Source organism: uncultured Nostoc sp., from assembly GCF_964245575.1.
Lineage (GTDB): Bacteria > Cyanobacteriota > Cyanobacteriia > Cyanobacteriales > Nostocaceae > Nostoc.
Genome location: NZ_CAXTNP010000221.1, coordinates 1 through 13,661 on the forward strand (window position 1 = coordinate 1; position 13,661 = coordinate 13,661).

Consider the following 13,661-nt stretch of genomic DNA (forward strand, 5'->3'; position numbering starts at 1 on the left):
CCCCAGCCCCCAGCTCCCCTGCCTCTTTGGTCATTAGAGAGAATTGGTTTTGGTAAAAAATCCGCCTCCAGGTGCTAGCAAAAACTCTAGTAGACCAACCATTATGCTATCTGGCGTGTTTGTAAACATTGTGCAATCAATGACATTTACCCTCATGCCACGATTCGGCACAACAAACTGGAACTGATGGGAGGATACTGCGTGAGAATTGGTGCTAACTACTTGGGTAACGGAGAGTGTGAATTTACAGTTTGGTCTCCGCTATTAGATAGCGTCACTGTAAAAATTATGACGCCAGAACAGCAGTTAATTCCCCTCAAGCCTCAGTCTGAGGGATACTGGCAGACGAAAGTCAACGATGTGTATCCGGGTACGCTTTATCAGTATGTCTTAAATGGGCAAGACACCTTTGCCGATCCCGCCTCGCAGTATCAACCTGAAGGGGTACATGGGCCGTCTCAAATTGTCGATCAACAATTTGAGTGGACGGATGAAGGGTGGACTGGCGTTCCTGTGGAGTCGATGATTTTCTATGAACTCCACGTTGGCACATTCACGCCTGAAGGAAATTTCACCGCCATTATTCCCCGCTTACCGGAACTGCGAGAACTGGGAATTAACGCCATTGAAATCATGCCGATCGCTCAGTTTCCGGGAGACAGCCATGTTGAGGCTTCTTTGACATATCGCAACTGGGGTTATGATGGCGTTTATCCTTTTGCTGTCCAAAATTCCTACGGTAGCCCAGCCGAACTTAAGCAACTGGTAAATGCTTGTCACCAAAATGAGATTGCTGTAGTGCTTGATGTGGTGTATAACCACTTTGGGCCAGAAGGCAACTATATGAGTCAGTTCGCACCCTACTTTACTAAAACCTATAAAACGCCGTGGGGCGATGCGATGAATTTCGACGATGCCTATAGTCAGGGCGTGCGAAACTATTTCATCCAAAATGCGCTGTATTGGTTGGGCGAGTTCCATATTGATGCATTGCGGCTGGATGCCACTCAAGCAATTTACGATTTGGGAGCCAAGCATTTTTTGTGGGAACTGGCGGAAGCAGTTCATCATTTTTCCCAACAAGGGCAAAAATGGAAACGCCATCTAATTGCTGAAAGTGACCTGAATAATCCCCAAATGATTCGTCCGGTAGAATTGGGTGGATATGGACTTGATGCCCAGTGGAGTGATGATTTTCACCATGCATTACACGCACTTTTAACAGGCGATCGCCAAGGATATTATCAAGACTTTGGGGAAACTGCCCAGTTGGCGAAAGCTTATGAAGATACTTTTATCTACGATTGGAAATACGCACCACACCGCAAGCGATTTCATGGCGTATCTTGCCGCGATCGCCCTTTATCACAGTTTTCTGTCTGCATTCAGAATCACGATCAAATCGGCAATCAAATGAAAGGAGAACGCCTCAGCCAGCGAGTCTCTTTTGAGGGATTAAAGTTAGCTGCTGGCGCTGTGCTGCTGTCGCCCAACTTACCCTTGTTGTTCATGGGAGAAGAATACGGGGAAACAGCACCTTTCATTTACTTTGTCAGTCACTCCGATCCTGATTTAATTCAAATGGTTCGAGCCGGACGCAAACAAGAATTTGAAGCATTTCACTACGCAGATGATCCCCCAGATCCGGAATCGGCAGAAACTTTTCTAAAGTCTAAACTCAACTGGGAATTACGTAATGACGGTAAGCACAAAGTTCTCTGGGATTGGTATCGCCAGTTAATTAATTTCCGCAAGACGCATCCAGCACTTTTGAATCAAGAGCGCAACTCTATCCAAGCGACTAACGATAAAGAAAAGGAGTTGGTTATCGTGCGTCGTTGGTGCGAATCGAGTGAACTAATATTTGTGATGAATTTCAATTCGTCTTCAGTGACAATGAGTCTGCCGTTTGAGCAAAATGCTCATAAATTGTTGGACTCTGCTGATACCTCATGGTCTGGGCCTGGTTCTAAAGCTGCTGAACATCTGTCTGTGGGTGAAGAAGTGAAATTGCAACCTACTAGTTTAGTACTCTATGAAAAAGGATGAGCGGGATTAGAACTTAAAGTTTCAGCCTCATAACCTCAAGTTTCAAGCAAAAAGGCTCAACGTTCGAGCAAAAAGGTTCAACGTTCGAGCAAAAAGGTTCAACGTTCGAGTTAAAAGGCTCAACGTTCGAGCAAAAAGGCTCAACGTTCGAGCAAAAAGGCTCGACGTTCGAGTAAAAAGGCTCAACGTTCGAGCTAAAAGGCTCAACGTTCGAGCTAAAAGGCTCAACGTTCGAGTTAAAAAGCTCGACGTTCGAGCTAAAAGGCTCAACGTTCGAGCAAAAAGGCTCAAGCTCCCCACTCCCTACTTCTCCACCTCGCACTACGGTTCGGTTAAGGCAAGAGACGCGATAAATCGCCGTCTCTACAAAGGACTGATTATTGTAAAGACGGCGATTTATCGCGTCTTTGCGATCTAGGGCGTGTTATCAAAAAACCTTATCCGAACCGTATTGTCCCACCTCCCACTAGAAACAAAAAAATATGCGAATTCCTACCGCTACCTATCGAATTCAGTTCACACCTCAGTTTGGTTTTGACAACGCTAAAGCGATCGCAGCTTATCTAGCAGATTTAGGTATTTCCGATTTGTATGCTTCTCCCATTTTCAAAGCCCGATCCGGGAGTACGCACGGCTACGATATAGTAGATGCCAATCAACTTAACCCAGAACTGGGAACTAATGAGTCCTTTGATGCATTAGTTGGCGAAGTTCAATCCCTTGGTATGGGCTGGTTACAAGATATTGTGCCAAACCACATGGCCTATACCAGCGAAAACCCTTATTTGATGGACATATTAGAACACGGGCCAGATTCCAGTTATACCGACTACTTCGACCTTTCATGGAATGCTCCCTTTGGCGATCGCCAAGAGCGAATTCTAGCGCCGCTACTGGGAGACTTCTACGGTGTATCCTTAGAAAACGGAAATATTCAACTGCAATATGAACAAAACGGTTTAACTGTAAACTATTACAGCCTGAAACTGCCGTTGCGCTTAGAGTCTTACACAAAAGTTATCATTCATAATCTGGGTAAACTCACGCGCACACTCGGACGTAATCACCCCGATTTTATTAAACTATTGGGGATTCTCTACATTCTGAAAAGTGTGCCCTCAGAGGTTGCGGGAAAACAGCGACAAGACCAAATCGCATTTATTAAAGGATTGGTTTGGGAACTCTACACCACAAACGATACTATCCGCGAGTTCCTTGACGAAAATATCCAAACATTCAACGGAGAACCGGGCAATTCAGAAAGCTTTAACCTCCTAGATGATTTACTCAATGACCAATTTTTCCGTCTCGCCTTCTGGAAAGTTGGAGCGGAGGAAATGAACTACCGCCGTTTCTTTACTGTCAATGAATTGATTTCCGTTAAAGTTGAAGAACTGCGAGTTTTTAATAATACCCACAGCTTTATTCAAAAGCTGGTTGAGGAGGGCAAATTTACAGGTTTACGCATCGATCATATTGATGGACTTTATAACCCAATCCAGTATCTTGAAAGGCTACGGGAAAAGATGGGTGATGTTTATATTACGGTTGAAAAGATTTTAGAACTCACCGAAGATTTGCCGGAAAATTGGGAAATTGAAGGTACATCTGGATATGACTTTTTGAACTATGTAAATGGCGTATTTTGTCAAACTGAAAATCAATCACAGTTCGATAAAATCTACCAAAACTTTATTGGTTCGCGAGTAGATTATGCTTCGGTGGTAAAGGATAAAAAGCACCTAATACTGGAAAAGAATTTAGCAGGTGATATTGACAATCTGGCTAGTTTGTTAAAGAATGTTTCTAGCAAATATCGCTATGGTAATGATTTTACCTTAAATGGATTAAAAAGAGCGATCGCGGAAGTTTTGACGCTGTTCCCGATTTACCGTACCTACATTACACCAGATGGAATTGGGGATAGCGATCGCGCTACCATTCAAGAAGTAATTAGCCAAGCCAAAGAACAAACGCCCCTGTTGCAGCACGAACTGACCTTTATTGAAAAGTTAATGCTGCTAGAGTTTGATAATTCTCTGACTCAAACAGAACGCGAACAGTGGATATATTTTGTCTTGCGGATGCAGCAATATAGCGGGCCGCTAATGGCCAAAGGTGTTGAAGACACCACATTATATGTTTACAATCGCTTGCTGTCGCTGAATGAAGTGGGAGGTAATCCCGGTCATTTTGGGATTTCAGTCAGCAAATTTCATGCTTTTAACAAACAGCACCAAGCAACTTGGCCGCACACAATGAACACCACAGCCACCCACGACACCAAACGCGGCGAAGATGTGCGGGCTAGGTTGAATGTGTTGTCAGAAATCCCTGATGAATGGGATCAGCAGGTAAATACTTGGAGTGCCATTAATCGAGGACACCGGAGCCATCGCCAAGGGTTCGCTATGCCCGATCGCAACGATGAGTATTTTATCTATCAAACCTTAGTAGGAGCATTTCCCTTTGCGGAACATGAATATGCATCCTTCGTGGAACGGGTAAAAGACTATATAATAAAGGCAATTAGAGAAGCGAAAGTCCATACAGCTTGGTTACGACCTGATAGCGAGTATGAAGAAGCTTGTACCTCCTTTATTGAAAAGGTACTCGACCCTTCCCTCTCTGGGGAATTTCTAGAAGCCTTTCGTCCCTTTCAAGGGCGAATTGCAGAGTATGGTATCTTTAATTCCCTTTCCCAAACTCTACTGAAGATTACTGTGCCAGGGGTACCGGATTTATACCAAGGAACAGAACTTTGGGAACTAAGCCTAGTTGATCCAGACAACCGCCGTACCGTGGATTTTGAACAGCGACGCATCTACTTAAGCGCTATCCGCGAACAGGTAAAAACCGACATTCTGGGTTTGATTCAAGAGTTGCTGAGTGATAAAACCGACGGCAGAATAAAACTGTTTTTAACGGCTCAATTACTCCATGCCAGAACAAACTATGTCTCATTATTCCAGGACGGCGACTATCTGCCGTTAGAAGTTCAGGGAACCTACGCCAATCACATAATCGCCTTTGCGCGGCGGGAGGGGAATCAAACAGCGATCGCGATCGCGCCTCGCTTTTTAACAAGCCTCATCCAGCCAGGAGAAAATCCCTTGGGCGAATCAGTTTGGCAAGATACACACCTGCAATTACCCGATGGAACTTCCTTCTCTGGAAAAAATGTCCTGACTCAGCAACCCTTACAGGCTAAAGAAACATTATCTATCGCAGCAGCCCTCGCCCATTTTCCAGTTGCGCTGTTAGTCAGTGATTAAGGGGTATTGGGCAAAAGAGGCAGAGGGAAAAGTGTAGAGGGCAGAGGGGAAAACTCTTCTGCCTTGCTCTCTTGCTGCGCGATCTAGCCTTAATCATGGTGACATGTAGATTGAATTTCATATTTGTTCAACTCAAATCTTCACTTGTTTCTTTAGAATTCTGAAAATTCCGAGTACTGCTGTTGAAGTTCCAAGTACTGATCTCGAAGTTCCGAATTCTGAGCTAGTAATGAAATAGAAGTTGCAGTCTCATCCAAATTCACCTTGATAGCGCTACTCCCTGTTTTTAGTCCTTAGTCTCTATTCCCCAGCCCCCATTTTGAATTTTGAGATGAATTATGACCACTCCAGCTTACACTGAGACTTCACCAGCACTTACCACCGCGCAAATTGACGCTGTGCGATCGCATATCAAAAAAACCTGGAAAACCTTAACGCGATCGCACGAACATTTATTGCAATCTGCAAAGGATACTAAACTAGACCACAAAACAGACACTCCTTGGGTTGTCTACATTTCACCCTTAGAAGATTGTCCCAATATTCAGAGAGTGTTGGAGCGATCGCTATCTGCCAAGGATATGCAAAGAATTGAAATTCGCATTTTGCCACCGGAAGTGGAGGCGATTAAGGAGCACGGATTACTATACTTACCAGGGCCTTATGTGGTACCAGGTGGGCGTTTTAATGAAATGTATGGCTGGGACAGCTACTTTATATTACTGGGACTTTTGCACGATGGGGAATTAGAGCTAGCACAAAGCCAAGTAGACCAAATGCTGTACCAGGTGCAGAATTACGGCATCATCCTCAATTCTAACCGGACTTATATGCTGTCGCGATCGCAGCCTCCTGTCCTCAGCATGATGGTTTTGGCATTATTCCAGCACACCCAAGATGAAGAGTGGTTAAGGTCAACCGTACCGCTACTAGAGCAATTTTACTATTACTGGGTAGTACCGCCGCACCTGAATTCTGCAACAGGCTTATCTAGATTCTATGCTCTTGGGGAAGGCCCCGCGCCAGAAGTTTTGTTCTCCGAGCGGGATGACGAAGGAAAAAGCCACTACGATCGCGTCAAGGAGTACTATAAAACTTTTGAAGTTGAGGATTATGACGTTAGTCTTTATTACAACCAGGAAACTGACGAACTGACCAGACTATTTTATAAGAGCGATCGCACCATGCGCGAGTCTGGTTTTGATATCACCAACCGATTTGGCCCTTTCAGTGCTGATATCCTCCATTACGCTCCTGTGTGCCTCAACAGTTTGCTGTATCAGGTTGAACTTGACATGGCGCAAATTAACGATATTCTGGGGAACGAACAACTGGAACAAAAATGGAGCAATCGCGCAGATATCCGCCGCGATCGCATCGATCTGCGTCTCTGGGATGAAGAACAGGGACTTTATCTGGACTATCACTTCCAGAGTGGAAAACGCCGTGGTTACGAATTTGCTACCACGTTCTATCCCCTGTGGCTGGGAATTTCTTCTCCAGCCCAAGCCCAACGCGTCGTAAAAAACCTCTCTTTATTTGAAGCCCCAGGCGGAATTTTTACCAGTACTCGTGTCACCGGAAACCAGTGGGATGCTCCTTTCGGTTGGGCACCATTGACATTAATTGCTGTCCAGGGACTTCACCGTTATGGGTTTCATACAGAAGGCGATCGCATTGCCAACAAATTCCTGGCTATGGTAATTAAAGAATTCGGGCGTCACAACACTCTAGTTGAGAAATATGATGTTGAACGCTGTTCTGCCAACGTTTCCGACGAAATCTGCTTTGGATATAGTTCTAACGAAGTTGGCTTCGGCTGGACAAATGGAGTCATTCTGGAACTCTTAGCAGCAGGTGGGAAAAAAGTTTAAATAAAAAAGGCGTGAGGTTTTCCTCACGCCTTTATCTTAAAATTGTCATGTTGATCAAAGCGAAACAGAGTAGTGAGATTCTTCTTTCCACTGCGTTCCACTCAGAATAACATTCATGATTTTTTGACTTCTGCAAAAGCTTTATTAGTGAACAACAAGATCCCCGACTTTTCTAAGAAGTCGGGGATCTGAGTCTTGCGATTTTCACAAATCATTATTCAAGTTGGATTTTTATATTCAGCACCTACTAAGTATCATCTGTCCGTTTATCGTAAGGCTCACCTGTAAAAGGTTGTACGCCAATAGAAGGATAAGCATCATCCGTAGGGCCAAAAATCCGCATTGCAGCTTCAGAAATATACTGGGTTATATTCGCAATAATCTTGGAAATAGCCATAATATTGGACTCCTTATTTTTGAGTCGCTTTAATTGTGCTACCTATACTCTAATACTGATATTCAAGGCTGGCTCATATTCTCAATATATTGAGAATATATGCAATGTTTATTCAGATAACTTCGTAATACTTTAGCTTGTCAGAAAACAAACTTTTCCCTTTGATTCTAATTGTAACATAGTTGTTTCTCTACACCCTAGTTGGGAAAAGAGCGAAGGGAAACAATATCCTTTGTTTCCCTTCAGGAGTCGCCTTATTTGATTAACATTATTGCAAGCTATTACTATTAAAAAATATTAATTATTTTATGAATTTAGTATTAATTTGCCTATGAATCTACTGTTATACAGCAATCTCAGAAAATATACTTGCCGATAGTTGACATTATTTATGGTAGATATTACCATAAATAAAAAGAAGCATCTTGTAAGGAAGCTCTTGCATGACAACTTTGCCAGATTTGGACTATGTACGTAAACAGCAAAGCCAGCAGAACCAGGAACTGAACTTTTCTGCGGATGATTACAGCTTACTGACCGACCTTTACCAGTTAACAATGGCAGCTTGTTACACAGGCGAAGGTATAGAACAACGACGGGCAAGCTTTGAATTGTCTGTTAGGCGATTGCCAGAGGGTTTTGGTTATTTAATTGCAATGGGGCTGACACAGGCATTGGAATATTTAGCCAAATTCCGCTTTAGTTCCGCGCAAATTGCGGCATTACAGGCAACGGGAATTTTTGCTCACGCAGGCGATCGCTTTTGGTCACTTTTAGCTGAGGGAAAGTTTACAGGTGATGTTTGGGCAGTACCGGAAGGGACGGCTGTGTTTGCCAATCAACCACTATTGCGAGTGGAAGCACCCCTTTGGCAAGCGCAACTAGTGGAAACTTACCTCCTAAATACGATTAATTACCAGACTTTAATTGCCACAAAAGCAGCACGGTTGCGGGATGTCGCGGGAGAACAAGCAACACTTTTAGAATTTGGCACCAGACGAGCATTTAGTCCGCAAGGGTCTTTGTGGGCAGCGCGGGCGGCGTTGGCAGGTGGTTTAGATTCCACTTCTAATGTGTTAGCAGCGCTACAACTGGGACAAAAACCAAGTGGTACGATGGCACACGCCCTGGTGATGGCGTTGTCAGCAATAGAAGGCACTGAAGAACAAGCTTTTAGTGCATTTCATCGATATTTTCCGGGTGCGCCGTTGCTGATTGATACTTACGATACCGTTGCTGCTGCTGGGCGCTTGGCGGAAAAAGTAAATTCTGGGGAAATGCAATTAACAGGAGTGAGATTGGACTCAGGAGATTTAGTTACCTTATCAAAACAGGTGCGATCGCTACTTCCTGGTGTACCAATTTTTGCCAGTGGTGACATGGATGAGTGGGAAATTGCCAGATTAAAAACTGCTGGGGCCGAGATTGATGGTTACGGACTGGGAACGCGACTAGTTACAGGTTCGCCTGTAAATGGAGTTTATAAACTTGTAGACATTGATGGCATCCCAGTGATGAAGCAATCGAGTGGTAAGGTTACTTATCCAGGGCGCAAGCAGATTTTTCGCTCATTTTCGGGAGGTAAGGTAAAAGCAGACAGGCTGGCACTCTTAGGTGAAAGTCCTCTGGATGAAGAACCTTTGTTGCAGTTAGTAGTGCAGGAGGGTGAACTGGTGCAACCACTGGAGTCTTTGGCAACAATTCGTCAGCGTACCGCCCTCTCAGTTGCTAATTTGCCACAACAGACACGGCGTTTGGATCATCCTGTCTCGGTGCAAGTGGAGATTTCTGAAGGGTTACGGGTGTTGACTGAAGAAACTAAGAAACGAACCGCCAAGGACGCAAAGGACGCAAAGTAAGATGATGAGAATTGCTTTGTTTGGTACTAGTGCCGATCCACCAACTGCTGGACATCAAGAAATTCTGAGGTGGTTGTCTGAGCGTTATGATTGGGTAGCGGTTTGGGCCGCGGATAATCCATTTAAGTCCCATCAAACACCCTTAGAGCATCGGGCGGCAATGTTACGACTGTTGATTGCTGATATAGACGCGCCACGGCACAATATTGCTTTGGAACAAGAATTGAGTAGCTTCAGAACACTGGAAACAGTGGAAAAAGCGAAGTTTACTTGGGGTGAGAATGCTGAATTGACGTTGATCGTTGGTTCAGATTTACTGACTCAGCTACCACGTTGGTATCGCATTGAAGATTTGTTACAGGAAGTGCAACTACTGATTGTACCGCGACCGGGATATGCAATAGATGAATCTAGTTCAGAGGTAGTGCAAAAGCTGGGAGGGAAGATTGCGATCGCTAGTCTGACCGGTCTAGATGTTTCCTCAACAGCGTACCGCGAACATGGAGATACCCAAGCCCTCACAGCCCCTGTAGTTGCCTATATTAATCGAGAGCATTTGTACGAATGCCAGGACGTTCCCAAAAAAAGATACCAACTCCGTTAAACCAACAACCTTTGGCCGATTTCAAGGTTGGGGTTGATAATGTAATTTTTTCTGTAGATACTGCACAAAATCGGCTGTTAGTTCTACTAGTAATGCGACAGCAAGAACCATTTTTAAATCATTGGAGTCTTCCCGGTACTTTGGTGCGTCCAGGAGAGTCTTTAGAAGATGCCGCCTATCGCATTATGGCGGAGAAAATTAAGGTCAATAATCTCTACTTAGAACAACTGTATACATTTGGCGGGCCGAATCGCGATCCCCGGGAAGCAACTGATAGTTATGGTGTGCGTTATTTATCAGTTAGTTACTTTGCGCTAGTGCGATTTGAGGAAGCCGAATTAATTGCCGATCGCATGACTGGCATAGCTTGGTATCCGGTAAAACAAGTGCCACAATTAGCTTTTGACCATAACGAAATTCTAGCTTATGGCCATAGGCGGTTACGAAATAAATTAGAGTATAGCCCAGTGGCTTTTGAAGTCTTGCCAGAAATGTTCACCTTGAATGATTTATATCAGTTATACGCCACAGTTTTAGGTGACAATTTTTCCGATTATTCTAATTTTCGAGCACGTCTACTCAAGTTAGGTTTTTTATGCGATACCGGAATTAAGGTATCACGGGGTGCTGGCCGTCCGGCTAGTTTGTATAAGTTTGACGCCGAAGCTTTTGCTCCCTTAAAAGATAAACCTTTGGTGTTTATTTAACCAATCACTTTGCAGAGTCAAAAGTCCTGAGTAACTTATTTTGACTCTTGACTAATGACCAATGACCAATGACTAATGACTAAATACAATGAAAATTGCGATCGCTCAAATTAATCCGACAATTGGTGATTTGCTTTTAAATGCCCAAAAAATCCTAGAGGCAGCACAACAAGCAGCATCTAGCGGTGCGCGTTTGTTATTAACACCAGAACTTTCTTTGTGCGGCTATCCACCAAGAGATTTATTACTAAATCCTAGTTTTGTAGAAGCGATGGGCATCACTTTACAAAACTTGGCTCAGGATTTACCACCAAATTTAGCTGTGTTGGTAGGAACTGTTGAACCGAATATCAAAGCACATATTAGTGGTGGTAAAACCTTATTTAACAGCATGGCTTTGTTAGAAAATGGCAAGGTTAAGCAAGTTTTTCACAAGCGACTTTTACCTACTTACGATGTCTTTGATGAACGCCGCTATTTTGAAGAAGGCTTGGAAGCCAATTATTTCACTCTAGATAATATCCATATTGGCGTAACTATTTGTGAAGATTTATGGAACGATGAAGAATTTTGGGGCAAACGTAGTTACGCAGTAAATCCGATTGCTGACTTAGCAATTTTGGGTGTAGATTTAATTGTAAATTTGTCTGCTTCCCCCTACACTGTCGGCAAGCAGCAGTTTCGTGAAACAATGCTCAGGCATAGTGCAATACGTTTTCAACAACCGATGATTTATGCTAATCAGGTTGGCGGAAATGATGACCTAATTTTTGATGGACATAGTTTTGCCTTGAATCGTCAAGGTGAAATTATGTCTCGCGCCCGTGGTTTTGACACCGATTTAGTAGTAGTTGAATTTGACGAAGCGCAACGGGATTTTCAATTAGGTTCTGTAGCACCTGTCTATGAATCGGAAGATGAAGAAATTTGGCAAGCTTTGGTTTTGGGAGTGCGAGATTATGCTCGTAAGTGTCGCTTTTCTAAAGTAGTTTTAGGTTTAAGCGGCGGGATTGACTCTGCAATAGTAGCAGCGATCGCAGCTGCTGCACTTGGTAAAGAAAATGTCCTCGGTGTTCTCATGCCTTCCCCTTACAGTTCGGAGCATTCTATTAGTGATGCTGTGGCATTAGCCGAAAATTTGGGGATTAAGACTAATCTTTTACCAATTGGCGAGTTAATGCAAGGCTTTGATCAAACTTTAAGTGATTTGTTTGCGGGTACGGAATTTGGGCTAGCAGAAGAGAATATCCAATCTCGGATTCGCGGTAATTTATTAATGGCGATCGCTAACAAATTTGGCTATCTTCTCCTATCTACCGGTAACAAATCAGAAATGGCTGTGGGTTACTGTACTCTTTACGGTGACATGAATGGCGGGTTAGCTGTGATTGCAGATGTTCCTAAAACCCGTGTGTATTCACTTTGCCAATGGTTAAATCGCAATAATGAAATCATCCCCCAAAACGTCTTGACTAAACCACCCAGCGCTGAACTCAAACCAGGCCAAGTTGATCAAGACTCTCTACCGCCTTACGAAATTTTGGACGATATTTTGCAACGCCTGATTCACAACCACCAATCAGCAGCGCAAATTGTTGCAGCCGGTCACGATCCAGTAATTGTAGACAGAGTAATCCAAATGGTAGCGCGGGCTGAATTTAAACGGCGACAAGCACCCCCCGGCTTAAAAATCACCGATCGCGCTTTTGGAACCGGTTGGCGAATGCCAATTGCTAGTAATTGGGTTGGTGTCAAAAATGCTTACCAAATTAAAACCACAGCTACACCTAACCTTAGTTTGTTGTGATGGACAAAATGCTCATCCGCAAATTAAGTAATTAGTTATCAAACCTGTCCCTACCTTGAACTTTTATTAAAGTCTGTCCTTCTCCGATGCAAAGAGGGACAGATTTTGCGTAGTAAAATCTTTTTTATTAGGCTGATTAGACTGACACTATATAACCCGTCGAACTCACATTAATAGGACTTACGCAGTGAAAACCTGAAACCTCGATCCCCCCTAACCCCCCTTAAAAAGGGGGGGATCTGAAAAGCCCCCTTTTTAAGGGGGTTGGGGGATCTATTTTGCGTAAGTCCTAATTAAATAAATATTCTCCGTTTGGGCTTTTATTCTGGGAAAATTAACTTGATATACTCCTATACAGCTATTCAGTCAAGTAGATTTAAGAATATGTCTAATGCGGTTAAAGTATTTTTTTCCTACTCCCACAAAGATGAAGTGTTGCGAGACGAACTGGCAACTCATCTTAGCATGATGAAACGTCAAGGAGTTATTGAAGCTTGGCACGATCGCGAAATCAGTGCTGGTAGTGAATGGGCAAATGCGATCGATGACAATCTTGAAGTTGCAGATATCATACTGCTGCTCGTAAGTGCTAACTTTCTGGCTTCAGATTACTGCTATGACAAAGAAATGACACGAGCAATGGAGCGACACCAAACGCGAGAAGCTCGTGTAATTCCGATTATTCTGAAGCCGTCAGATTGGAATGGTGCGCCTTTTGGTAAACTGCAAGCACTCCCTAAAAATGCTAAACCTGTTACAACCTGGCAAGACCAAGATGAGGCTTTTTTAAATGTCGCTCAAGGGATTCGCAGAGTAGTTGAGGAAATGGCTAAATCTAAACCCTCTTCCTCAACTGCTTCTGAAACTACTACACCAGCGACTTCCAGCCCTGCTGCAACGAGTGGGGGTTTAACTGAGCGCCAGCGTCGCCGATTAGAGCAAGAAAAGCGCGAAGATAAAGTCACAAGCCTGATAAACGAAGCAGATCGTTTGCGCGAAGCTAAAAAGTTCGAGGAAGCAGCCGTCAAGTACAAAGCAGCCCTCCGTCTTGACCCGAACTCTATAATCGCTCACACTAACCTGGGTTTA

Annotated in this window: 9 protein-coding genes and 1 pseudogene; 9 read left to right on the plus strand and 1 reads right to left on the minus strand. The window is 43.7% G+C overall.

All coding sequences use genetic code 11. From position 1 onward, the window contains the following. Positions 1-201: 201 nt before the first annotated feature. The 4 genes and pseudogenes from treZ to ACFFAP_RS27695 all read left to right on the plus strand — a co-directional run bounded on the left by treZ (position 202) and on the right by ACFFAP_RS27695 (position 7,198). Positions 202-2,049 (plus strand): malto-oligosyltrehalose trehalohydrolase, encoded by a 1,848-nt coding sequence (gene treZ / locus ACFFAP_RS27680; protein WP_375514236.1) that lies wholly within the window; start codon positions 202-204, stop codon positions 2,047-2,049. A gap of 58 nt (positions 2,050-2,107) precedes the next feature. Further along, positions 2,108-2,467: pseudogene (locus tag ACFFAP_RS27685) on the plus strand (hypothetical protein); the annotation flags it as partial. Positions 2,468-2,531: 64 nt separating this feature from the next. Then, positions 2,532-5,324, plus strand: a complete 2,793-nt coding sequence (treY, locus tag ACFFAP_RS27690; protein WP_375514237.1) for a malto-oligosyltrehalose synthase — start codon at positions 2,532-2,534, stop codon at positions 5,322-5,324. Between the two features lie 338 nt (positions 5,325-5,662). Then, the gene (locus ACFFAP_RS27695; protein WP_375514238.1) at positions 5,663-7,198 is read left to right on the plus strand and encodes a trehalase family glycosidase; all 1,536 of its coding nucleotides are present in this window, start codon (positions 5,663-5,665) and stop codon (positions 7,196-7,198) included. A gap of 247 nt (positions 7,199-7,445) precedes the next feature. On the opposite strand, the gene ACFFAP_RS27700 is transcribed toward ACFFAP_RS27695, so the two are convergent. Next, on the minus strand, positions 7,446-7,595 hold the full coding sequence (locus ACFFAP_RS27700) for a nicotinate phosphoribosyltransferase (protein ID WP_334721861.1): 150 nt from the start codon (positions 7,593-7,595) through the stop codon (positions 7,446-7,448). 443 nt (positions 7,596-8,038) lie between these two features. Here ACFFAP_RS27700 and ACFFAP_RS27705 point away from each other — a divergent pair, with 443 nt between their 5' ends. From ACFFAP_RS27705 to ACFFAP_RS27725, 5 genes are all read left to right on the plus strand, one after another. After that, positions 8,039-9,454, plus strand: a complete 1,416-nt coding sequence (locus ACFFAP_RS27705) for a nicotinate phosphoribosyltransferase (RefSeq protein WP_375514239.1) — start codon at positions 8,039-8,041, stop codon at positions 9,452-9,454. A 4-nt stretch (positions 9,455-9,458) separates the two neighbouring features. After that, positions 9,459-10,058, plus strand: coding sequence for a nicotinate-nucleotide adenylyltransferase (locus ACFFAP_RS27710; RefSeq protein WP_375514242.1), 600 nt, complete (start codon positions 9,459-9,461; stop codon positions 10,056-10,058). Beyond that, complete coding sequence (locus ACFFAP_RS27715) at positions 10,019-10,765, plus strand: NUDIX domain-containing protein (protein WP_069070045.1); 747 nt, start codon at positions 10,019-10,021, stop codon at positions 10,763-10,765. Before ACFFAP_RS27710 ends, ACFFAP_RS27715 begins: the two co-directional genes overlap by 40 nt. 88 nt (positions 10,766-10,853) lie before the next feature. After that, entirely contained in the window at positions 10,854-12,572 is a 1,719-nt protein-coding gene (locus ACFFAP_RS27720; RefSeq protein WP_375514240.1) for an NAD+ synthase, read from the plus strand. A gap of 384 nt (positions 12,573-12,956) precedes the next feature. Next, positions 12,957-13,661: TIR domain-containing protein (locus ACFFAP_RS27725; RefSeq protein ID WP_375514241.1), on the plus strand; the 705-nt coding region annotated here is incomplete at its 3' end.

Bases quoted from the DNA above. Each gene is read 5' to 3' on its own strand.
- ACFFAP_RS27695 (WP_375514238.1), top strand. From the start codon at position 5,663: ATGACCACTCCAGCTTACACTGAGACTTCACCAGCACTTACCACCGCG.
- ACFFAP_RS27700 (WP_334721861.1), bottom strand. From the start codon at position 7,595: ATGGCTATTTCCAAGATTATTGCGAATATAACCCAGTATATTTCTGAA.
- ACFFAP_RS27715 (WP_069070045.1), top strand. From the start codon at position 10,019: ATGCCAGGACGTTCCCAAAAAAAGATACCAACTCCGTTAAACCAACAA.
- treY (WP_375514237.1), top strand. From the start codon at position 2,532: ATGCGAATTCCTACCGCTACCTATCGAATTCAGTTCACACCTCAGTTT.
- ACFFAP_RS27705 (WP_375514239.1), top strand. From the start codon at position 8,039: ATGACAACTTTGCCAGATTTGGACTATGTACGTAAACAGCAAAGCCAG.
- ACFFAP_RS27720 (WP_375514240.1), top strand. From the start codon at position 10,854: ATGAAAATTGCGATCGCTCAAATTAATCCGACAATTGGTGATTTGCTT.
- ACFFAP_RS27710 (WP_375514242.1), top strand. From the start codon at position 9,459: ATGAGAATTGCTTTGTTTGGTACTAGTGCCGATCCACCAACTGCTGGA.